The organism is Streptomyces sp. NBC_01006, from assembly GCF_045162725.1.
Classification (GTDB): Bacteria; Actinomycetota; Actinomycetes; order Streptomycetales; family Streptomycetaceae; genus Streptomyces.
The window spans coordinates 6,916,409-6,939,093 of record NZ_CP108700.1; the positions used below are offsets into that span (position 1 = coordinate 6,916,409).

Genomic DNA, 22,685 nt, shown 5'->3' on the forward strand with positions numbered 1-22,685 from the left:
GCACCGGCCGCGCACCGCCTGCGCTCCGTCGTACGGCCGTATCGGAGGGCGGCTGTGCTGCCGGTCCGGGGGAGTGGAGAGAGGATGGGAGCACCCCGGGCGCGGACCCGGGCGAGCAGACCGAGCAGGCCGATGCACCGCCCTGCGGCAGTGGACGGGAAGGAGCGGCCGGCATGAGTACGGCGGACGCCTTCCCGGCCGACCCGGAACCGGCGCGCCCGGGCCCCCCGGCCGAGCCGGCCGCCCCGGAACCCTCCGTGGACCCCGCCACCGGGCCCGGTCTCCTCGACGTGCTCGGCGTCGCGGCGGTGGTCCTCGACACCGAGGGGCGGATCGCGCTGTGGAGCCCGCAGGCCGAGGAGCTGTTCGGCTACACCGCCGGCGAGGCGCTCGGCCGTCTCGCGGCCGAGCTGCTCGTCGACGAACAGAACCTGGCGATGGTCCTCTCCCTCTTCGAAGAGGTGATGGCCGGCCGGGGCGAGTGGGCCGGGGCGTTCCCCGTACGGCACAAGGACGGCAGCACCCGCATGGCGGAATTCCGCAACATGCGGCTGGAGGACGCCGACGGGCGGCTCTACGCCCTCGGCATCGCCTCCGACCAGGCGACCGTGCGGCGCGTGGAACGCGACCTGGCCCTGTCGCTGCGGCTGGTCGCGCAGGCCCCGATCGGCCTGGCCGTCCTGGACACCGAGCTGCGCTACGTCCTGGTCAACCCGGCCCTGGAACGGATCAACGGACTGCCCGCCGCCGGACACATGGGCCGCCACCTCCACGAGGTCCTGCCGCACCTGGACGCGGAGTCCATCGAGTCGGCCATGCGCGAGGTCCTGTCCACCGGCCGGCCGCAGTTGAACCGGTTCACCACCGGCCGTACGCCCGCGGACCCCGATCAGGACCACGCCTGGTCGCTCTCCGTCTACCGGCTGGAGGACCCGGCCGGGCGGCCGCTCGGCGTCGCCGCCTCCGTCGTCGACGTCACCGAACAGCACAAGACCTCGATGGCCGTCGCCCTGGCCCGCCAGCGGCTCGCCCTGATCGCCGACGCCTCCGTACGCATCGGCACCACCCTCGACCTCTGGGTCACCGCGCGCGAGCTCGGCGACATCGCCGTGCCGCAGCTCGCCGACCTCGCCACGGTCGACGTCCTCGACGCCGTCCTGACGGGCGACCACCCGCCCGGGGCCCCGACGGACGAGACCGTGCAGTTCCGCGCCCTCGCCGTCAAGGCGGCCCGTCCGACCCCCGCCACCCTCGCGGCCGACCCGGTCGGCTCGATCGCCCGGTACGACACCACCCGGGTGGTCACCCAGTGCGTACGGGCCGCCCGCCCCGTGCTCGTGGCGGAGGTCACCGAGGTCGAACTGCCCAGCGTCGCCCGGGACGCCGACGCTGCCAAGCTCCTCGCAGCAGCCGGGCTCCACTCGTACCTGGCGGTACCGCTGATCGCCCGCGGCGAGGTCATCGGCGCCCTCGGCCTCCAACGCACCGACAATCCGCTCCCGTTCGACCACGACGACATCCTGCTCGCCAGCGAGCTCGCGGCGCGCGCCGCCGTATGCATCGACAACGCCCGCTGGTACCAGAAGCAGCGCCGCGCCGCCCTCGCCCTCCAGCGCCACCTGCTGCCCCACCACCCCACCCCCACCCCGGGCCTGGAGATCGCCTTCCGCTACCAGCCCGCCGAGGCGGCCGGCGAGGTCGGCGGGGACTGGTTCGACGTCATCCCGCTGCCCGACGACAAGACCGCCCTGGTGGTCGGCGACGTCATGGGCAGCGGGATCAACGCCGCCGCCACCATGGGCCAACTGCGCACCGCCGCCCGCACGCTGGCGGAGCTCGACCTCGACCCCGCCACCGTCCTGACCCGGCTCGACCACACCGCCACCGGACTCGGGCACACCATGGCCACCTGCGTGATCGCCGTGTACGACCCGCACCGCAACCGGTGCCGCATCGCGACCGCAGGCCACCTGCCGCCCGTACGGACGAGCCCCGGGCGGCCGCCCGAGCTCCTCGACCTGCCGACCGGCGCGCCCCTCGGGGTCGGCGGCGTGCCCTTCGAGGCCACCGCGCTGGACCTGGACGTCGGCGACCAGCTCGTCCTGTACACCGACGGGCTCGTCGAAACCCGCGACCAGGACATCGACATCCGTCTGCGGGCGCTCACGGCCCTGCTCGACGACCCCGCCCGTCCCCTTGAGGAGACCTGCGACCTGCTGCTGGCCGAACTGCGCCAGCCGGACGGCCGCGACGACGTGGCCCTGCTCGTGGCCCGCACTCGGCCCATGACCGAGGAGCCCAAGCGCTAGCGCTCGCGAACGGTACCAGCCTTTCGGGGCGTTGCCCGGATGTTTGTCCATTCGTGATGGTCCTTCCAAACAGGCACCACAACTGGCACTAGCGTCCCGAGGCACCCGGGGAGCGCGGATGCATTGGACACGGGCAACTGCCGGAGCCCGAGCCGCCGCAGCCCCCTCCCGGTCCACGCAGCAAGGAGGCACAGTGCTGTCTTTCCGTCGGTCGGCCGTCGGCAGCATGTCGGTGGCATCGAGACACGTGATGGCAACCGGCGTCGTCATCGGCGCCCTCGCCTTCACCCTGATCGCGTTGCTGATCCCCGTGCAGAAATTCGGCGGGGCGAACGCCGCAGCCGCCACCGCCCCGGCGGCCGACGACGACGGCGGCGGGATCCAGAGCACGGCCTTCGGGCCGCTCACCCCCCAAGACCGGGACTTCGTCCGCAAGGTGCGGCTCGCCGGCCTGTGGGAGCTGCCCGCAGGGCGGCAGGCCATGCAGCGCGGCACCCGGCCCGCCATCCGCACCGCCGGGATGCATCTCGTCGAAGGCCACACCGAACTGGACCGCAGGGTCCTGGAGGTGGGGCAGGCCCTCGGCATGGAGCTCCCCAGTCAGCCCAGCGCGCAGCAGCAGGGGTGGCTCGACCAGCTGGAGAAGGCCCAAGGCCCCCAGTACGAGCAGCTGTTCACCCAGCTGCTGCGCAGGGCGCACGGCAAGGTGTTCCAGCTGGTGGCACAAATCCGCGCGCAGACCCGCAATTCCATGGTCCGGGCCCTGGCCACGGACGCCAACACCACCGTCCTGGACCACATCACGGTCCTGGAGGCCAGCGGGCTCGTCGACTTCGACGGCCTCGCGGACGCCCCGCCGGGCACCCCCTCCGCGCCCGCCCCCGCCTCCTCCACCCTTTCCCGACCGACGAAGTGAAGTGATCGCATGAGCCAAAAGGGCCACAAACGCCGACTGCGGCCGAAGCACAAGGCCATCGCCGTGATGTCCGCCCTGGTCCTGGGCGGCGGCGGGGTCGTGATCGTCGAACAGGGAGCCTTCGCGGGGCAGGATTCCCGTACGGCTCCCGTGACCGCCACCATCGACTGCCCGGACGTCGGCGACAAGCTGCAGAACGTCCCCGACCAGGCCCGCGGCGAGGTCGACAAGAACCTCGCGCAGCTCGACACCCAGGTCGCCGACGCCTACAAGCAGCTCTCCTCCGGCCAGGCCAAGGACAAGGCCCTGCTGGGCGGGCTGAAGCAGCAGCGGGACAAGACCATCACCGACCTGTCCGGAGCGCTCGGGAAGGCGGGCCAGAAGCCCGCCGGACTGCAAGGGCTCAGCGCGTGCGTGATGAAGGAGGCGGCGGCCGCCGACCCGGCGGACGAGCCGGCCCTCGCGAACGGCGCCGACGGCGCAGCCGCGAAGCAGGGCGCACCCCAGCAACAGCAACAGCAGCAACAGCAACAGCAGCAGCAACAGCAGGCCAAGGGCGGCCCGGCGCGCAGTGACTTCGTCGCCATCGGCAACGTGAAGCCCAACGTGAAGAAGCCCGCGGCCCGCGGCGGCGCCTCCACAGGATCCTTCGCCGTGCAGTGCGGGACCAACAAGGAGAACCACTTCAACCCGGACAACGTCATCGTCGCCCCCGGTGTGAGCAACGGCGCCCACCACATGCACGACTACGTCGGGAACAAGACCACCGACGCCTTCTCCACGAACAACAGCCTCGCCCAGTCCGGGACCACCTGCACCAACGGCGACCAGTCGGCGTACTACTGGCCGGTGCTGCGGCTGCGCGACGGCAAGGCGGAGAAGGACGCCAAGGCGCCCGGCGGCGGCCAGGACGCCAACGTCGGCACGATCCTGAAGCCGAAGCAGGTGACCATCGATTTCAAGGGCAGCCCCGTCAGCAAGGTCACGGCGATGCCCCGCTTCATGCGGATCATCACCGGTGACGCCAAGGCCCTCACCAACGGCAACGCCAACGCGAACGCGTCCTGGAGCTGCACCGGCTTCGAGAACCGCCAGCTGAAGGACAAGTACCCGGTGTGCCCCAAGGGCAGTGACGTCGTCCGGACGTTCAACTTCCAGAGCTGCTGGGACGGCAAGAACATCGACAGCGCCAACCACCGCACCCACGTGGCCTTCGCCGACAACAACGGCAACTGCAAGAAGGGCTTCAAGGCGATCCCGCAGCTGGTGCAGCGGATCGTCTACAGCGTGCCGCCCGGCTCCCGGTTCGCCGTGGACAGCTTCCCCGAGCAGCTCCACAAGCCGGTGACCGACCACGGCGACTTCATCAACGTCATGTCGAACGGCCTGATGGCCGGCGCGGTGCGCTGCATCAACGACGGGCGCGCCTGCCGCTGAGAACCTCGGGGCGACGCCGCCCTCCCACCTCCCCCCGCGTCGCTCCGAGAGCGGTGCCGGTCCGAAGCCGACTTCGGGCCGGCACCGCCTACGCGTTTGTGCCACCGCCCGAAGGGGCCTGCGCAAGGGCCCTGAGAACCAATACGAGGAGTGCCATGTCCGGCTCTCGTCACACCACCCCTCCCGAACCCGAACCCGAACCCGAACCCGAACCCGAACCCGAACCCGGACCCGAATCCGGACCCGAATCCGGTCCCGATTCCGGTCCTGAGCCCCTGGACGGGGAGCTCATACGGCGGCTCAGGGCGGCCTACGCCGCCGGCGACGGCGATCCGGCCGTCTGCGAGATCCTCTACCGGCGGCACAGTGCCGCCGCTTTCGCATGTGCGCGCCGCTGCTCCCGGTCCCCGCAGGACGCCGAGGACCTGGTCTCGGAGGCGTTCATCCGTACGCTCCAGGCCGTCCGCTCCGGAGCCGGACCGCGGGACGACTGGCGTCCGTACCTCCTGTCGGTGGTCCGCCGCACGGCCGTCGAGTGGCGGGCCTGCGCCGGCCGGACCGTCCTGACGGCCGACATCGAGGCCTGGTGCCGGCCCGGTCCCGACGGGGACGATCCGCAGCGCCGGCTGCTGGACAGCGAGGACCGCCGGCTCGTCGCCCGCTCCTTCCAGGCCCTGCCCGAACGCTGGAAGGCCGTCCTCTGGCACACCCTCGTCGAGGACGACTGCCCGCACCCCGTCCCCCTGCTGCTCGGCATCACCCCGAGCGCGGTGACCTCGCTGGCCTTCCGTGCCCGCGAGGGGCTGCGCGAGGCGTACCTGCGGGCCCATCTGGACACGGCCGCCGACGACCGGTGCCGCCACTACGGCAGCCTGCTCGGGGCGGTGATCCGGCGCCGCGGGACCAGGCCCCGCGGCCGCGGTCTCGCCCGGCACCTGGCGGCCTGCCGGTCCTGCTCCCGTGCGTACGCCGAACTGCTGGACCTCAACGCCGCGCTGCGGGCCGGGGCGGCGTCCGCCGCACTCGCGAGCCTGTAGGCAGGTGGCACGCGGCGGCCCCGGTCCCTCTCCGCTCCGCGGGGGCGGGGGAGGGGACCGGGGCCGAATCCGTATATACGGGGGGAGGGTTGGGGGTTGGGGGTTGGGGGGTTTCGAGGGGTTGAGGGTTCGGGGGCCGGGGGGCCTGGGGGTTACAGGCCGTTGACGCGGGCCATGCGCCCGACACCCAGCGGCCGGAAGTCGGTGGTGGCGACGCGCACCTTGCGGCCGACCCGCGAGTTCGCGCGGCGTACCTGGGCCATCAAGCGGCGGCTGCGCAGGGCCATTTCGAGCTCGAACCGGGTCCGCGGATCGCGCAGGCCGGGGCCGAAGAGCTTTTCGAGCTGCCGCATGCGGTAGCGCACGGTCTGGGGGTGCACGCTCAGTGCCTTGGCGGCCTCGGGGGCACCGCCGCCCTCAAGCCAGGCCAGAAGGGTCACTTCGAGCCGTTCGCTCTGGCGGGGGGTCAGGTTGGCCAGCGGCCGCAGCCAGCGTGCGGCCAGCGCGTGCGCCAGGGGCTCGTCCTGGAGCAGCAGAAGGGTGGAGAGGTGATCGTCGACGAAGAGGGCCCGCGCCTCCAGGCCGGGGCGGTTGGGGGTGAGGGCCAGCAGTCGCAGTGCCCAGCGCAGGGAGGAAGCGGTGTCGCGGGGGGCGACGGGGTGGCCCACGGCGGCGAACCGGCCGCGCAGCAGGGCCTCCAGCGAGGCGCGGGTCTCCGGGTCCGGGCTCGGGACCAGCAGACAGGGCTGGCCGCCGACCATGCCGGCGAGTCCGTCGTCCAGGACGGCCGCCAACTGCTGGGTCTCGCCCGGGGTGGCGAGGGCGATGGCGCGTATCTCGGCCGGGAGTGGCCATCCGGCCGCGGCGGCCAGTTCGGCGAGCGCGATTTCAGCCATGGGCATGTCACTGGTAAGGGCGGAAAACAGCTCACGCCGCGCCCGTTCGGAACGGGTACCGAGCCCCTCGCGGGGGACGACCGTCAGGGGGGCCAACTGCCCTCGCTGGCGGGGGACCCGGATGCCGGCCGGCGGACCGCGGTGTTCTTCATCCTCTTCCTCCTCCTCCTCTTCTTCCAGGCCTGGGTGGCCGTGCTCGGCCGCGTAGTCCTCCTCTTCCTCATCCTCGTCGGGGTGGGCGTGTTCCGCGGTCTTGTCCCGCTGTTGCGGCGCGGGTTCGCGGTACCCGAGGGCGGTGAGCAGGGCCACTTCGAGCCGCTGTCTGACCACCTCCTCGTCGAGGTCGTCGACGAGGGCGGAGAACCCGGGGAGCTCCTCCCTCAGCTCCTCCACCATCCCAGCGGTCAGCGCGGGGAGTTCCCGTCGCAGGACCCGGGTCCATTCGCCTCGGGGACGAGCCCAGATGCGGTTCAGAAGTTCGCACATTGTTACCTCGTTCATGCCGGGGTACGGCCTGCCCCGTGGGAGGGTGACAAGCCTGTCGAGGCAGTCTCCGTCCCCCCTCTGCGCCAGTGCGGACGGGGGAGTTGAGCACCTCGTACACCCTCCAGGAGAGTGCCATCCACTTGCAGTCCCGCGGCTTTGCCTGAGTTTTGCCGTCGGGGAGGTGTGGTGGCGGACAAGGCGTCACTCCCGTTGCCACCGCACCGTTGGAAGGGAATCTTCCGGGGACGTCTGGTGTGACGATGCCACGCGCGCCAGAACTTGTCACGATTAGATAAATACTGTGGAGGCGTTGCGAAGGTCCACGATGCTTCTGCACTCCGGCCCCAGCTTCCGGTCGGTGGGACCTCATCTCCCGCCCGCCGCGGAGCAGTTCCGTCGACTACCCCGGGCGCCGAGTGCGCGGTGGAGTGCCTCGGGCCTGGGCGTATGGGAGAACTACATGCCCCTGTCCCCAGCCCGTACGCCCCGCTCACACCGGGCCCGCCGCACCAGACGCCATGCCGGCGTGGCCGCTGCCGCGGCCGCCGGCCGGCGGGCCGTGCGGCGGCCGCCCCTGCTGTCCCCCGCCGGAGGAGTGCGCCCAGCCACCCTCGTGGTCGGCGCCCTCACGGGCCTGCTCGCCCTGTCCGTGGCGGCCCGGGCGGGCGCCCTGAGCCGCTTCTGGGAATTCCTCGACTTCGGGGCGGGCGTCCTCTCGCTCGTCTCGCTCACCTCCGCCGTCCTGTGGGGCCTCGCGGCCACGGACCGTACAGTCCTCACCTCCGGGCACCGGCTGGTCGCCCAGGCGGCGCACCGCGGCCTCGCCGTGGCGGGGCTGGGCTTCCTGCTCCTGCACATCTGGGTCAAGGTCGCCCAGTCGGAGACGGGGATCGCCTCCGCGTTCCTGCCGTTCACGGACCAGGACCAGCCGGTGCTCATCGGCCTCGGCACCCTGGCCGGATACCTCTTCGTATCCGTCGCGGTCTCCGGCGCGGTCCGCAGCGCCTTCGCCACCAAGGGCCGCTCCGCGTGGTGGCGGGCCCTGCACATCGGCGCGTACCCGGCGTGGGGCGCTTCCCTGGTGCACGGGCTCAAGGCCGGCCGTCCCGCCAGCGGCTGGGTGACCGTCTCGTACGCGCTCTGCCTGCTCGGGGTCGCCGTCGTGCTCGCCGTACGGCTCCGGGCGAGGCTGCTCGCCACGCCCGTACGTGCGGTGGCCGCCTCGGCGGGCACCGCCCAGGGCGCGCCGCCCCGGCCCAAGAAGCCGCCGCAGCGGTTCGTCCGGCAGCCCGCGGAATGGGCCGCCGAGCGGCTGACGGCGCGGCTGGCCCGGCAGTCGGACCGGCGCTCGGTCGGGCAGCAGCCCGACCCGGCCACCGCACCAACGGGGGCCGCCTTCGTGCCCTCGCCCCGGCAGGCCCTGGAGCCCACGACCGAGATCATCCCGCCTTACGGCACGACGCCGTACGCGCCGTCGTACGGCACCGATGCGTACGGCACCGATGCGTACGGTACCGATGCGTACGGCACCGATGCGTACGGCACCGAGTCGTACGACACGGTGGTCATCCCCAGCGGCATAGGGGCAGGTCCTGGAACGGACCGGCCCGGTGGGTCGTTCGGCGGGATGCGGGGCCGTCAGTGACCTCGATCGTCGATCCCGCCCTCGGGTGCGTCGGCCAGCCCAGGCTGCTGGCCGGACTCGATGTGCTGCCGCGGCTCGACCGCGCCAACCACTCGGTGGTGCACGGCCCGCTGCCGCAGTACACCTCGGGCGATCTCGTGGAGCTCGCCGAGGGCATCGACCTGCGGGGCCGCGGGGGAGCGGGCTTTCCGTTCGCCCGCAAGCTCAAAGCGGTCATCCGGTCCGCCCGTACCAAGGAGGGGCGGACCGCCGTCGTGGTGAACGGCACCGAGGGGGAGCCGAGCTGCCTCAAGGATGCCGCCATGCTGCTGCACTCCCCTCACCTGGTGCTCGACGGAGCCCTGTTGGCGGCCGACGCGATCGGCGCCGAGGAGGTCGCCATCGGGGTGACCAGGGACGACGTGGAGCAGTCCCTGCGGGCCGCCGTTGCCGAGCGCGGTGTGGCCGGCAGCCGCCTGCGCGTCGGCAGGCTTCCCGAGCGCTTCGTCTCGGGAGAGGGGACCTCCCTCGTGAACGGCCTCAACGGGGGGGCCGCCGTCCCGAACGGGCAGAAGGTCCGGACCAGTGAGCGGGGTTTGAGCGGACTGCCGACCCTGCTGTCCAACACCGAGACGTACGCCCAGCTCGCCGTCGCGGCCAGGCTCGGGGTGCCGGGCTTCCGCTCGGTCGGCCTGGAGAGCGAGCCGGGCACCGTCATGTTGACGATCAGCGGTTCCACGGTCGTCGAGGCGCCGCTCGGGACGTCCCTGGCGTATGTCCTGGAGCTGTGCGGCTCCTCCCCGGGCCAGGGCGTCCTGGTCGGCGGGTACCACGGCAAATGGCTGACGCCGGCGGCGGCGCGGACCGCCCTGCTCTCCCGGGAGTCGCTGTCCTCGCTCAAGGCCACGCTGGGGGCGGGTGCGGTCCTCCCGCTGCCCGAGGACACCTGTCCGGCCGGCGAAGTGGCCCGCGTGATGCGCTGGATGGCGGACGAGACCGCCGGCCAGTGCGGCCCGTGCGTCAGAGGTCTGCCCTCGCTCGCCGATGCCGTGGACGCTCTGGTGGGCGGGGGAGGCCGGGCCGCCCTGGAGGCGGTCGAGGCGCGGATGCGGGGTGTGCTGCGGCGCGGTGCGTGCAGCCATCCCGACGGAACCTCGGCCTTCATGGCCTCCGCGCTCGCCGTCTTCCCCGACGAGATGCGCGACCACGCCCTGGGCAGCGGCTGCGGACGCCGTGTGCTCGGGGCGCTTCCCCTGCCGGAGGACGAGAACCCCGAACGGCTCGTCGTGGACTGGACGCTGTGCAAGGGCCACGGGCTCTGCGTGGACGTGCTGCCCGACGTGGTGCGGCTGGACCGGGACGGCTATCCCGCCGAGGCCGTCATGTCGGTCCCCGGAAGGCTGCGTCCGATGGCGCTGCGCGCGGTACGGCGCTGCCCCGCGCTCGCGCTGCGCATTCAGGAATGAGCCCGCGGTAAACGGCTGCCGGCGGCGGGAGTTCAGGGGTTAGCGCGATCTGATAAATTCCCGCTCATTCGAATTCGGTGAACCCGTCAGGCCTTATGAATAAGGCAGTAGACGAACCCCCCGGGTTCAACCCGAAGGAGTGATCGTGAACAAGATGCGTCGTATCTCATCGGTCGGATCGGTGGCCGCGGTTCTGCTGCTGGCGGCAGGCTGCGGAAGCAGCGACAATGGCGCCGCGCGCAATGTGAATTCCGTCCAGCCGGCGGGTGCGGGCAAGGCCCTCGGAGGCGCGTACGACACGGGCTACGGAGCGGGCGGCTACGGGTCGGACGCCGCCGCCGGCTCCGGGTCGGGCTCGGACGTCGGATCGGGCTCCGGCTCCGGTTCCGGCAAGGCCGGGTCGGCGGGGCAGCTGTCCGTACGGGAGATCGCGAACGTGGGCAGCGTGGTCACCGACAGCGCCGGGATGGCCCTCTACCGCTTCGACAAGGACACGCCGCAGCCCCCCAAGTCCAACTGCGAAGGGGACTGCGCCACGACGTGGCCGGCGGTCCCGGCGGACGACGCCTCGGCCGCCGCCGGCATCGACGCGGCCCTCCTCGGCTCCGTCGCCCGGGCCGACGGCAGCAAGCAGCTGACCCTCGGCGGCTGGCCCGTGTACCGCTACGCGAAGGACACGAAGGCGGGCGAGGCGAAGGGCGAGGGCGTCGGCGGGACCTGGCACGCACTGGCGCCGGACGGCAAGAAGGCGATCGACAAGAAACAGAAGGCGGACGGCAATAACGGAACGGGAATGGAAATGGGGGCGGGAATGGGAGGCATGGACATGAAGAAGGATGCGCAACTGTCCGTCGCCGACAACGAGAAACTCGGCAAGATCCTGGTGGACGGGCAGTGGCGCACGCTCTACCGATTCGACAAGGACAGCGCGTGGCCCATGAAGTTCGGCTGCCTCGGCGCCTGCCTGGATACGTGGAAGCCCGCCCCGGCCGTCGACAAGGCGAAGGCCGAGGGAATTTCCGGCAAGCTGGTCGGATCGGTGAAGCGGCCCGACGGCAGCGAGCAGCTGACGATCGACTGCTGGCCGGTCTACACGTTCACCGGGGACACCGCGCCCGGCCAGGCGAACGGGCACAACAAGCAGGGGCTCTGGTTCGCGGTAACCGCCGAGGGCAAGAAGGTCCCGCCGACGGCGTAGCGCTCGCTGCCGCCCCCGATCCGCCCCGTTCCACCCGAACCCTGTGAGGCGTCAGCCATGCCCCGTTCACCCCGTCCCGCCGCTTCCGCCGCCGCTGCCGCGCTGCTCGCGATGCTGCTGTGCGGCGGCTGCGCCGCCCGGGTGGCAGCCGGTCCGCAGGCTCCGCCCGACCCGAGCTCGTCCCCCGCCGCGGCCTCGGCCGCCCGCCCCGCCCCGCTCCAGGCGATCGCCGACGCCCTCGGCTGTACGCCCGAGATCACGGTCGACGCGGAGGAACTCCGGGAAGGGGCTTGCGGGTCGGGCCAGGAGGGCTTCCGGATGGCCACCTTCACCAGCGAGCAGGGCCGCAAGACCTGGCTGACCGAGGCCCAGATGTACGGCGGCACGTACCTCGTCGGCCCCACCTGGGTCATCACGGCGGCCTCCGCCGAGGTCCTGGCCGGAGCCCACACCCGCCTCGGCGGAACGATCGAAACCGTCTCCGGCCACGGCTCCTCCCCCCACGACGCGTCTCACGACCCCGCGCACGACGCCTCCCCCGACACCTCCCACGCCGGCGGGCACGACTCCCCAAGTCCCGCCGCGTCCTGAGGGGGCGTCCGGCCCGGCCCGCAGTCTTAATTGCGGTGCCGGGCCGCTGCCGTGTCCCTACACTCGCTCTCATGCCGCCACGGGACGTGGTGCGCACTTCGTCGACGAGAGGGGAGCCGGGCCGTGTGTCACCGCATCGCCGTGTTCGTTCCCCGGTCCCGGTACGACGTGATCCTGGTGTCTCCGTCCTCCCGATGACGGCTGCGCGGCCGCCATCGGATGTCCGCGACGACTGACAAACCCTTCCCTGGTACGTCTTCGCACGCCCTGGTGCGTGCTGGTACGCCCTGACGCGCCCCGATGCGCCCGGGTACGTCCTTCGTCCGGAAATCGCGCCGCCCTCTTCTCGACCTTCCAGAAAGACCCCGGGCCATGCGCACCCACCTGAACACCTCGACCACCGTCCGCAATCTCGGCATCCTCGCGCACGTCGACGCCGGCAAGACCACCGTCACCGAGCGGATCCTCTACGCCACCGGAGCCACCCACAAACGCGGCGAGGTCCACAACGGCACGACCGTCACCGACTACGACCCCCAGGAGCGCGACCGTGGCATCACCATCTTCGCCGCCGCCGTCAGCTGTACGTGGGACGGCCACCACGTCAACCTGATCGACACACCGGGACACGTCGACTTCTCCGACGAAGTCGAGCGCTCCCTGCGCGTACTCGACGGAGCGGTCGCGGTGTTCGACGCGGTCGCGGGCGTCGAACCGCAGAGCGAGTCGGTATGGCGGCAGGCCGACCGACACGGCGTGCCGCGCCTCGTGTTCGTCAACAAGATGGACCGCGTCGGTGCGGACCTCGACCGGGCGGTCGCGTCCGTACAGGATCGGCTCCACGTCGCCGCGCTCGTCGTCCACCTGCCCATCGGGCGGGAGGACGGATTCCGCGGGACGGTGGACCTCGTCCGCATGCGGGCGCTGGTCTGGGGCGCCACGCCCGACTCGTTCGCGGTGGGTCCCGTACCAGATGACCTGTACGAGGAGGCGCGCGGCCGCCGCCGAGTGCTGGAGGAGCGGGTCGCGGAACTCCACCCGGCCGCCCTGGAGGAGTACTGCGCCACCTCGGCGCTCTCCACCGCCACGCTGATCACGGCGCTGCGCGACCTGACGCGGAGCGGCGAAGGCGTCGTCGTGCTCTGCGGCTCGGCCTACCGCAACCGCGGGATCGAGCCGCTGCTGGACGCCGTCGTGTCGTACCTCCCCTCGCCGGTGGACATGCCGCCCGTACGGGGAACCCATGGCGCGGCGGTGGAGGAACGGGCCGCCGACCCGGCGGCGCCGTTCGCCGCGCTGGCCTTCAAGGTGAACGCGACGGCGACGGGACGGCTGACCTGCCTGCGGGTCTATTCGGGAACGATGAGGAAGGGGGACACCGTGCTGGACGCGGGCACCGGCCGGACCGAGCGGATCGGACGGATCCTGCGCGTCCAGGCCGACCGCCACGCCGAGGTGGACCGGGCCGTGGCCGGGGACATCGTCGCGGTGGTCGGTCTCAAGGCCACCCGCGCCGGGTCCACGCTGTGCGCACCGCAGGCACCGCTCGTCCTGGAGCCGCCGAGGGCCGCCGCACCGGTGGTGTCCGTGGCGGTCGAGGCGGGCAGCAGCGCCGAGACGGGCCGGCTGTCCGCCGCGCTGGCCCGGCTGGTCGAGGAGGACCCGTCGCTGGTGGTGCGGACGGATCCCGAGACGGGCCAGACGGTCCTGTCGGGAATGGGCGAGCTGCACCTGGAGGTCGCGGTGGAGAAGATCCGCCGCAGCCACGGGCTGCGGATCGGCGTGGGCCGCCCGCGGGTGGCCTACCGGGAGACCGTCGTGCGCGGGGTGTCGGGGCTGGTGTACCGGCACGTCAAGCAGGACGGCGGCGCGGGCCAGTTCGCCCATGTGGTCCTCGACGTCGAGCCCCTGGCACCGGATGCGGAACAGGCGGCCGGCGACGGCGTGTTCGAGTTCCGGTCGGCGGTCGTCGGCGGACGGGTGCCGCAGGAGTACGCCCGCGCCGTGGAGGCGGGCTGCCGCGACGCGCTCGCCGAGGGCCCCCTCGGCGGGCATCCGGTGACCGGGCTCCGCGTCACCCTGACCGACGGGGCGACGCACTCCAAGGACTCCTCGGAGATGGCGTTCCGGGCGGCGGGCCGGTTCGCGCTGCGCGAGGCCCTGCGCGCCGCCGCGATGGAGCTGCTGGAACCGGTGGCCGAGATCGTGGTGACCGTACCCGACGACGCCGTCGGCGGGGTGCTGGGTGACCTGGCCGCCCGGCGCGGACGGGTCTCGGGCTCGGCCGGGCGCTCCGGGACCACGGCGGTCACCGCCACCGTGCCGCTGGCCGAGCTGTTCGGCTACGCGTCCCGGCTGCGCAGCCGCACCCAGGGCCGGGGCACGTTCACCACCCGGCCCGCGGGCTACGCCCCCGTACCGGTGGCGGCGTACCAGCAGGCCCTGTCGGGCTAGTGCGCACGCCCGTACCCCCGGCCGCCCCGGCGGCCGGGGGTACGGGCGCAGCCGTCAGCCGGTGGAGGAGGAGGCGGCGTCCGCCTCTTCCAGGAACCCCTCGGGGAAGGGCTGTTCGGCCCAGATGGTCTTGCCGCGGGCGTGGTAGCGGGTGCCCCAGAGCTGGGCCAGCTGCGCCACCATGAACAGCCCGCGCCCTCCCTCGTCGGTCTCCTCCGCGCGCCGTACGTGCGGGGAGGTGCTGCTGCCGTCCGAGACCTCGCAGATCAGCTCGCGGTCGCGGATCATCCGCAGCTGGATCGGCTCGCTGCCGTACCGGATGGCATTGGTGACCAGTTCGCTGACCACCAGCTCCGTGGTGAACTCCAGCTCGTCCAGGCCCCATACGGCCAGCTGCCGCGTCGCGAGCGTACGGGCGCGGGCCACGACCTCGGGCTCGGCCGGCAGGTCCCATGTGATGTGGTGCTCGGCCGGCAGCTCGTGCAGGCGCACCATCAGCACCGCCACGTCGTTCTGCGGCAGCACCGGGAGCAGCCGGCCGATCACCGCGTCGCAGGCCTGGTCGAGCCCGTTCGGCGGGGTGAGCGCGACGCCCGAGAGCGCCTCCGGAAGCCGTTCGAGGCCGAGGTCCACGTCCCGGTCGGGCGCCGCGACCAGGCCGTGGCTGAAGAGCACCAGTACGTCCCCGTCGTCCAGCGTCATCTCGGCGCTCTCGAACGGCGATCCGCCGAGACCGAGGGGAGGCCCGGCCGGCAGGGTCACGATGGCGGGCTCCCCGCCCAACGGCGCGAGTACGGGCGGCGGATGGCCCGCGCACGCCACGGCAAGCTGCCGCGTGATCGGGTCGAAGACGGCGTACACACAGGTCGTCCCGGCCGCACCGCCGCGGCGCGACCCGCTGGTCTCGTCCTGGCCGTGTTCGTCCACGAACCGGTGGATCTGGTCGTCCATGTACGAGAGCAGCTCGTCGGGGGAGAGGTCGAGGTCCGCGAGGGTCCGTACGGCGGTCCGCAGCCGGCCCATGGTCACCGCCGCGTTCAGGCCGCGCCCCTGCGCGTCGCCCACCACCAGCGCCACCCGCGCGCCCGACAGCGGGATCACGTCGTACCAGGCCCCGCCCAGCTCCGCCTGCCCGTGCGCGGGCAGGTAGCGCGTCACCGCCTCCAACGCGCCGAGCACCGGCAGACGTTGGGGGAGCAGGCCGCGCCGCAGGGCCAGGGCCGCCGTCCGCTCGCGCGTGTAGCGGCTCGCGTTGTCGATGCACACCGCCGCGCGCGCCGCGATCTCCTCTGCCAGCAGGACGTCGTCCGGCTCGAACCCGTGGGCGCGCGCGTGGCGTACGAAGACGGCGGCGCCGAGCACCGCGCCGCGGGCGGACATCGGTACGAGCAGCCAGGAGTGGACTCCGTACGAACGGACCCGCTCGGCCTGCGGGGGGTCGACCGGGGCGAGCTCCGCGATCAGCTCCTCGCCCGTCAGCAGCAGAGGTTCGCCGCTGGCCATGGCCCGGGTGAAGAGGGAGCCCGGCCCGGTGGTGAAAGGGTCGGGGTCGCCCGTCGCGACCGCCGCCTTCACCGGACTTCCGGGTACGGAGGAAGTCGCCGCGCGCAGCAGGGTCACGGCCTCGCCCACCGGGCCGACGAGCGGCTCCTCGCCGCCGAGGACCGGGGCGGGCAGGTCGACGTAGGCGTGGTCGGCGAACTCCGGCACGGCCACCTCGACGAGCTCCTGCGCGGTGCGCAGCACGTCCAGCGTGGTGCCGATGCGCGTGCTCGCGTCGTTGACCAGCGCCAACCGCTCGCGCGCCCGGGCCCGTTCGGTCACGTCGGCCACCGTGTGCGCGAGGGCGATCAGCTCGCCGGAGCTGCTGCGCAGCGGGAGGATGGTCTCGGACCAGACGTGCTGCCGGTCGGGATCGCCGCGCAGCAGGCCCCGTACCTCGGTCTGGACCAGGGCCTCACCGGTCTCCAGGACATGGCGCTGGCGTGCTTCGAGGGCCGCCATGTCCAGCAGGTCGGGCGGTGCCACCTCGGACATGGTGCGCCCGACGAACTCCTCGTTCTCGAAGCCCGCGCCGCGCCGCAGCGCGTCGTTCTGCGCGATGAAGCGCAGCTGCGTGTCGAACACGTCGATGAGGAAAGGGGACTCGGTGAACAGTCCCCTGATCAGTGCCTCGCTGAGCTCGCGCCGCTGGGTGGCGTCGGTATCGGTCGCCTGGATCAGCCACTGCCGCTCCCCGGCCGTGGACATCATGGGCCGCGCGTGGAGCGCCACCTCGACCCCGCGCCCGCTCCGATGGCGCAGTACCGCGTGCCCGAGCTCGGAACGCGCGAGCAGCAGATCCGCCCCGCGCCATCCGTGCACCTCCCGGGCGGCGTACCCGAGCAGCCGCTCCGCCCCCGGCCCCCAGCCGATGACCACGCCGCGCGCGTCGAGCAGGGCGTACGTCTCGTCGCCCGGTTCCGCAACCACGCCGGAGGCATCGTGGAACACCGGGTCGTGCATCACTGCGCCCCACTTCCCGATCCGCGGAACGACTCTCTGCGTACTGATCCGATTATCGCTCTGCGTCACCACTTGTGCAGCCTGGGTCGAGCCCCACCGGAATCTGGAGATTCGTACAGGTCAGAGCTGTGGTGGCCGGGCCGGGGCCGCCCCCGCCCTCAGCCGGAGACGGCCTTGGCCCAGCCCCGGTTGACGGTCTCCCTCGCCTTCTCCGTCTGTGCCTCCGTCGGAAACGTCGGGGTGCCCTCCACCGTCGGCAGTTTCTCCGCGGCGGCCTTGTCGAGGGTGCCGTCCTTCTTCATGGCGTCCATGAGGACGGGGCGCGCATAGGCGCCGAGCCGGATGTTCTGGCCCTCCGGGCTGAAGAGGTACTCCTGCCACAGACGTGCCGCCGCGGGGTGCGGGGCGTCCTTGTTCACCCCGCTCGCGTAGTACTCGGCGAAGCTGCCGTCGAAGGGGATGGAGGTGCGCCAGTCGACGTCCGCGCCCTTCTCGCGGAATTCGTCGGCGTATCCGAGGTTGAGGAAGTCCCAGTCGATGCTGATCGGGGTCTGGCCCTTCGCGATCGTGTCCGCCGTGGACGGAACCGGGTTGAAGTTGCCGTTCTTGGTGAGCTCGGCGAAGAAGTCGATACCGGGCTGGATGTCGTCGAAGGAACCGCCGTTCGCCAGGGCCGCCGCATACACGCCGGCGAAGGCGGAGCCGGACTTGGTGGGGTCCCCGTTGAGCGCGACCTGACCCTTGTACTCGGGCTTGCGCAGATCGGCGAAGGTCGAGGGGCAGGTCTTGACGCGCTTGGCGTCACAGCCGATCGAGACGTAGCCGCCGTAGTTGTTGTACCAGCGGGCCTGCGGGTCCTTCTGTTCCTCGGGGATCTGGTCGTACGCGGCGACCTTGTACGGAGCGAGCAGGCCCTGCCGGGCCGCGGAGTGCGCGAACGAGCCCCCCACGTCGATCACGTCGGGGGCGCGGCCTTCGCCCCTGTGCTCCTTCAGGGCGTTGACCTCGTCCTGGCTGGTGCCCTCCGGGTTCTCCGTCGTGACCTTGATCCCGTACTCCTTCTCGAAGCCGTCGACCAGCGCGCCGTAGTTGGCCCAGTCCCGCGGGAGCGCGATCGTGTTGAGCGAGCCCTCCTTCTTGGCCGCCGCGGTCAGTGCCGCCATGCCTCCGGCGTCCTCCGCGGAGGTGGCCACCGCGGGTGGTCTCGGCGCGGCGGGGGGCTCGTCCGCGCAGCCACCGAGGGGCGCCGCCGCGAGGGCCAGGCAGGCGGCGACGGAGACGGTCCGGAGGCGGGGTGCGGACACAAAGGCTCCATAACGGGCGGTCGCGTACTGATCGAGGCCAGCGTACGTTCGGCGGCCTCGGCGGCGCAGTCCCGGACGGTGGTGTCCGCCGTCTTCCCCGCGACTGCCGTAGCGGCGCGTTCTCAGACCCCCTCGTCGTCCCATCCGGCCAGGAGGGCCTCCCCGAGATCCGCCCCGGGAGCGGCTACCCCGCCGTGGAGGGCCTGCTCGCTCCAGATGATCTTGCCGCGGGCGGTGTAGCGGGTGCCCCAGCGCTCGGCGAACTGCGCGACGAGGAACAGACCGCGGCCGCCCTCGTCGGTGGCGTCGGCCCGGCGCATGTGCGGGGAGGTGCTGGACCCGTCGGAGACCTCGCAGACCAGACTGCGGTCGTACAGCAGCCTCACCCGGATGGGCTCGGTGCCGTAACGGATGGCGTTGGTGATCAGCTCGCTGAGGATGAGCTCGGTGGTGAAGGCGATGTCCTCCAGGCCCCAGTCCGCCAGCCGGCGGGCGCAGGCGTTGCGTACCGGGGACACCGCCGCGGGGTCGGGGGCGACGTCCCACTCGGCGATCCGCGCGGGGTCCAGCAGGCGGGTGCGGGCCACCAGCAGGGCGACGTCGTCGCTGGGCCTGGTGGGCAGCATCGCGTCGATCACCACGGTGCAGGTTTCCTCCGGGGTGCGGGCGGGCCCGGCCAGGGCGGTGCGCAGCGCTGCCAGGCCCGCGTCCGGATCGCGGTCCCGGCTCTCGATCAGCCCGTCGGTGAAGAGTGCCAGCCGGGAGCCTTCGGGCAGGGTCACCGTCACGGTCTCGATCGGCATACCCGCACCCAGGCCCAGCGGCGGGGAGACGGGCACCTCGGGGAAGGACACGGTTCCGTCGGGGCGGACCAGGGCGGGGCCCGGATGCCCGGTGGTGGCGGCGGTCACCTGCCCCGAGACGGGATCGTAGATGGCGCACAGGCAGGTGGCTCCGGTGATCCCCTGCCACTCCTGCTCGTCGGTGTCGATGTGGGCGACCAGCTCGTCCAGGTGGCTCAGGAGTTCGTCCGGGGGCAGGTCGAGGGTGGAGAAGTTGTACACGGCGGTGCGCAGGCGGCCCATGGTGGCGGCGGCGTGCAGACCGTGGCCGACGACGTCGCCGACCACCAGGGCCACCCGGGCGCCCGGCAGCGGGATGACATCGAACCAGTCACCGCCCACCCCGGCCCGGGCGGGCAGATAACGGTGCGCGACCTCGACGGCGGACTGCTCGGGTACGCCCCGGGGCAGCAGGCTGCGCTGCAGGGTGACGGCCATGTTGTGCTCGCGGGTGTAGCGGCGGGCATTGTCGACGGACAGTGCCGCCCGGGCGGTCAGCTCCTCGGCGAAGGACACGTCCTCCTCGCCGAACGGAGGGGAGTCCTGCCCCCGCCAGTAGCCGGCCATGCCCAGCACCACGCCCCGGGCCCGCAGGGGCACGACGATCAGGGAGTGGAAGCCGCGGTCCAGGATCTGTACGGCGTTGGCCTGGTTCTGGGACCGCCAGTGGCGGGTGGCGCGCAGGTCCGCCTCCAGGACGGCATGGCCGCCGGCCAGCGCGGCGGCCATGGGACCGGCGGGAGCGAACCGGATCAGCTCGCCGACGGGGGAGAGCGGGTGGTCGCCCCGAAGACCGGCGACGGCCGTACGGCGCATGCCGGTGATCACTTCGGGCGGCTCCTCGCCGCGCAGCACCGGGTCCAGCAGGTCGACCGTGACCACGTCGGCGAACCGCGGGACCGCCACCTCCGCCAGTTCCACCGCGGTGCGCTCCACGTTCAGCGTCGTTCCGACCTGCACCCCCGCGTCGTAGAGCAGCTTCAGCCGCTCGCGGGCCACCTCGGCCCTGCCGGTGAGTGCCCGCAGCTCGGTGGTGTCCCGCAGCGTGACGACGGTCCCGGCCTGCCCGTAGGGGTCGGTGGGCCGGATGTTCACCGCCAGCAGCCGGTCGGCCGCCATGTGCAGCTCGTCGGTCGCGGAACGGCCCGATGCGATCGAATCGGCGATCCCCTCCTCCAGACCCAGGTCCGTGACGGGGAGTCCCTCCGCGTTCACCGGCAGATCCAGCAGCCGCCGCGCCTCGTCATTGGCCAGCAGCAGCCGTCCGCCGCCACCGACGATCAGTACGCCTTCCCGCACCGCGTGCAGCACCGCGTCGTGGTGCTCGTACATCCTCGTCATCTCGGCCGGCCCCAGGCCATGGGTCCGGCGCAGCAGCCGACGGCTCACCAGAGCGGTCCCGCCCGCGGACAGGGCGAGCACCGCGGCCGCGGTGCCGAGGACGACCGGCAGCTGACGGTTCACCATGCTCTGGACGTTCTGGACCGTGACCGGGGAGGAGACGACGGCGATGACGCGGCCGCCGGCGTCCTTGACGGGGACCACCGAGACCACCGACCGCCCCAGGGACCCTTCGAACGTCTCGGTGAAGGACTTGCCGGCCGCCGCCCCGGCGAAGGGGCCGACGACGCGCTTCCCGATCTGCCGCGGGTCACTGTGGGCGACGGTGACCCCGTCGAGCGTGTACACGTTGATGCCGTCGACCCCGGCGATCTTCCGGGCCGCCTGGGCGCTCGGCTGGAGCACCGCGCTCGGATGGGGGCTGCGCAGGGCCGCGACGATCCCCGGGGATTCCGCGAACGTTCCGGCGGCGGCGAGCGTACGGTGCCGGGCGTCCAGCATGGCGTAGCTCCGGGCCTGCACCACGAGGGCCACCACCGCGGCGACCACCAGGAGCACCACGACGGCCAGCTGCAGGAGGAACACCTCGCCGGCCACGCTCCGCGCGCTCAGCAGGGAGGACAGACGCTGCGGCTTTTCCCTGGGGGGCTGGGCGTGTTCCTGCTGCTCGTCCTGCTCGTGCTGCTCCTGGTGGTGTCCTGAGCGGGGACGCGAAGGGGGCGGGGAAGTGCTCGTGGTAGAGCGGAGCAGCCAACGCCGGAAGGGTCCCAGGAGGTTGCTCATAGTCCATTCTCTAACCTCTGCGGGCCGTCGGCAGCGGGGAGCGAGCCCGGCGGACATCACTCAGGGTGGCCATCGCTGCCCGACTGCGAGATCGGCGTTGCGGCAGAGGCCCGGGTTGACCAGTGGGCATGATGTGCGCGGTGTGCGGTGCGCGTTACACCCGGTGAGTTTCCCGAGGCAGCGGGACGAAGGGATGCGATCAGCGATGACCGAAGGAGGGCGGAAGCCGAGCACGTTCCGGGTGGACCGGTCCGAGGGGTTCGGTGAGCGGTTGCTGGGTGTGCTGCTGGACCGGGCGCACGAGATGCCGCCGCAGTTGATCGCCCCGCTCGTCGCGGAGGAGGTGGCCAGGGTCGGCGGCCGGGACCTCTCGATCCTCTTGCAGGACTACGAACAGATGCTGCTGGTGCCGCTGCCGAGCAGGCGGCTGACGGTCGGCGACCCCGAACCGATCGAGGACTCCCCGGCCGGAGAGTCGTTCCTGAACCGCAGAACGGTGGAGGTGACGCAGGGCGGCAGCGTGCGGATGTACCTGCCGATGCTGGACGGCAGCGACCAGGTCGGGGTCATGGCCGTCACCCTGGACAGCGTCGACGACGACGACCGGCGGCTGCTGCGCAGACTCGCCGGTCTGGTCGCCGACATGATCGTCACCAAGGACGCCTATACCGATCTGTTCTTCCAGGCCCGCCGCCGCGCCCCGATGAGCGTGGCCGCCGAGATCCAGTGGTCGCTGCTGCCTCCGCTCTCGATGACCGTTCCGCAGGTGGAGGTGGCCGGAATCCTGGAGCCCGCGTACAAGGTGGCCGGAGACAGTTTCGACTACGCCCTCAACGGCGACATCCTGCACGTGGCCATGATCGACGCGATGGGCCACGGCCTGGACGCGGCGACCATGGCGACGGTGGCCATCGGCGCCTATCGCCACTCGCGACGGGCCGACACCGGTCTGTCCGAGGTGTACGCGTTCATGGACCGGGCCATCAACGAGCAGTTCGGCCACGAACACTTCGTCACCGCGCAGATGATGCGTCTGAACATCGCCACGGGCCGGCTGCAATGGGTCAACGCGGGTCACCCGGCGCCGCTGCTGATCCGTGACCGCGCCGTGGTGGACCGGCTGGAGAGCCCGACCACCTTGCCGGTCGGCTTCGGCGGTGAGCAGCCGGTGGTCAGCGAGCGGATGCTGCAGCGCGGGGACCGGCTGCTGTGTTTCACCGACGGCCTGATCGAGGAACACCAGGCCGGCGGGGAGCAGTTCGGCGAGGAGCAACTCATCGAGTGGACCAACCGCGTCGTCCGTGACCACACGGGGGTGCGGCCGGTGGTGCGGGCCCTCTCCCACGCCCTGAAGCAGGAGCGGGGCGGCGTCACCAGCGACGACGCGACGATCTTCCTCATCGAGTGGCGCGGCGGCGACGCCGACCATCTCGCCACCCTCGACTGAGCCGGCAGCCCCCGCCGGCCCGCGCCTCTCTTGACGGAATAAGTAAACG

14 protein-coding genes are annotated in these 22,685 nt (G+C 72.2%); 10 read left to right on the forward strand and 4 right to left on the reverse strand.

All coding sequences use genetic code 11. The features are described from left to right. Positions 1–173 precede the first annotated feature (173 nt). From OG509_RS31390 to OG509_RS31405, 4 genes are all read left to right on the forward strand, one after another. Positions 174–2,309 carry a SpoIIE family protein phosphatase gene (locus OG509_RS31390; protein ID WP_406185987.1) on the forward strand — a complete coding sequence of 712 codons (2,136 nt, stop codon included), beginning with the start codon at positions 174–176 and terminating at the stop codon, positions 2,307–2,309. Positions 2,310–2,559: 250 nt separating this feature from the next. After that, positions 2,560–3,225, forward strand: coding sequence for a DUF4142 domain-containing protein (locus OG509_RS31395; RefSeq protein ID WP_406185988.1), 666 nt, complete (start codon positions 2,560–2,562; stop codon positions 3,223–3,225). Positions 3,226–3,234: 9 nt separating this feature from the next. After that, positions 3,235–4,662: a DUF1996 domain-containing protein gene (locus OG509_RS31400; RefSeq protein ID WP_406185989.1), complete on the forward strand. Its 1,428-nt coding sequence runs from the start codon at positions 3,235–3,237 to the stop codon at positions 4,660–4,662. A 155-nt stretch (positions 4,663–4,817) separates the two neighbouring features. Next, a complete protein-coding gene (locus OG509_RS31405) occupies positions 4,818–5,699 on the forward strand; it encodes an RNA polymerase sigma factor (RefSeq protein WP_406185990.1) in 882 nt (293 codons plus the stop codon). A 152-nt stretch (positions 5,700–5,851) separates the two neighbouring features. Here OG509_RS31405 and OG509_RS31410 read toward each other — a convergent pair whose 3' ends face one another. Further along, a complete protein-coding gene (locus tag OG509_RS31410) occupies positions 5,852–7,081 on the reverse strand; it encodes a PucR family transcriptional regulator (RefSeq protein ID WP_406185991.1) in 1,230 nt (409 codons plus the stop codon). Between the two features lie 460 nt (positions 7,082–7,541). On the opposite strand from OG509_RS31410, the gene OG509_RS31415 reads away from it, so the two are divergent. From OG509_RS31415 to fusA, 5 genes are all read left to right on the forward strand, one after another. Continuing rightward, positions 7,542–8,726, forward strand: coding sequence for a hypothetical protein (locus tag OG509_RS31415; RefSeq protein ID WP_406185993.1), 1,185 nt, complete (start codon positions 7,542–7,544; stop codon positions 8,724–8,726). Next, positions 8,723–10,171 carry an NADH-ubiquinone oxidoreductase-F iron-sulfur binding region domain-containing protein gene (locus OG509_RS31420; protein ID WP_406185994.1) on the forward strand — a complete coding sequence of 483 codons (1,449 nt, stop codon included), beginning with the start codon at positions 8,723–8,725 and terminating at the stop codon, positions 10,169–10,171. The genes OG509_RS31415 and OG509_RS31420 overlap by 4 nt, the downstream gene beginning before the upstream one ends. A 154-nt stretch (positions 10,172–10,325) precedes the next feature. Continuing rightward, positions 10,326–11,369: an SCO0930 family lipoprotein gene (locus tag OG509_RS31425; protein ID WP_406187735.1), complete on the forward strand. Its 1,044-nt coding sequence runs from the start codon at positions 10,326–10,328 to the stop codon at positions 11,367–11,369. Between the two features lie 57 nt (positions 11,370–11,426). Then, the gene (locus OG509_RS31430; protein ID WP_406185995.1) at positions 11,427–11,960 is read left to right on the forward strand and encodes a hypothetical protein; all 534 of its coding nucleotides are present in this window, start codon (positions 11,427–11,429) and stop codon (positions 11,958–11,960) included. Positions 11,961–12,332: 372 nt separating this feature from the next. After that, positions 12,333–14,414 carry an elongation factor G gene (gene fusA / locus OG509_RS31435; RefSeq protein ID WP_406185996.1) on the forward strand — a complete coding sequence of 694 codons (2,082 nt, stop codon included), beginning with the start codon at positions 12,333–12,335 and terminating at the stop codon, positions 14,412–14,414. 54 nt (positions 14,415–14,468) lie between these two features. On the opposite strand, the gene OG509_RS31440 is transcribed toward fusA, so the two are convergent. The 3 genes from OG509_RS31440 to OG509_RS31450 form a co-directional block, all read right to left on the reverse strand. After that, positions 14,469–16,919, reverse strand: a complete 2,451-nt coding sequence (locus tag OG509_RS31440; protein WP_406185997.1) for a SpoIIE family protein phosphatase — start codon at positions 16,917–16,919, stop codon at positions 14,469–14,471. Positions 16,920–17,077: 158 nt separating this feature from the next. Further along, the gene (locus tag OG509_RS31445; RefSeq protein ID WP_406185999.1) at positions 17,078–18,223 is read right to left on the reverse strand and encodes an ABC transporter substrate-binding protein; all 1,146 of its coding nucleotides are present in this window, start codon (positions 18,221–18,223) and stop codon (positions 17,078–17,080) included. Between the two features lie 122 nt (positions 18,224–18,345). Further along, on the reverse strand, positions 18,346–21,189 hold the full coding sequence (locus OG509_RS31450) for a SpoIIE family protein phosphatase (protein WP_406186001.1): 2,844 nt from the start codon (positions 21,187–21,189) through the stop codon (positions 18,346–18,348). Between the two features lie 205 nt (positions 21,190–21,394). Between OG509_RS31450 and OG509_RS31455 the strand changes: the two genes are divergently transcribed. Then, a complete protein-coding gene (locus OG509_RS31455; protein WP_406186002.1) occupies positions 21,395–22,636 on the forward strand; it encodes a PP2C family protein-serine/threonine phosphatase in 1,242 nt (413 codons plus the stop codon). The last annotated feature ends 49 nt before the right edge of the window (positions 22,637–22,685 follow it).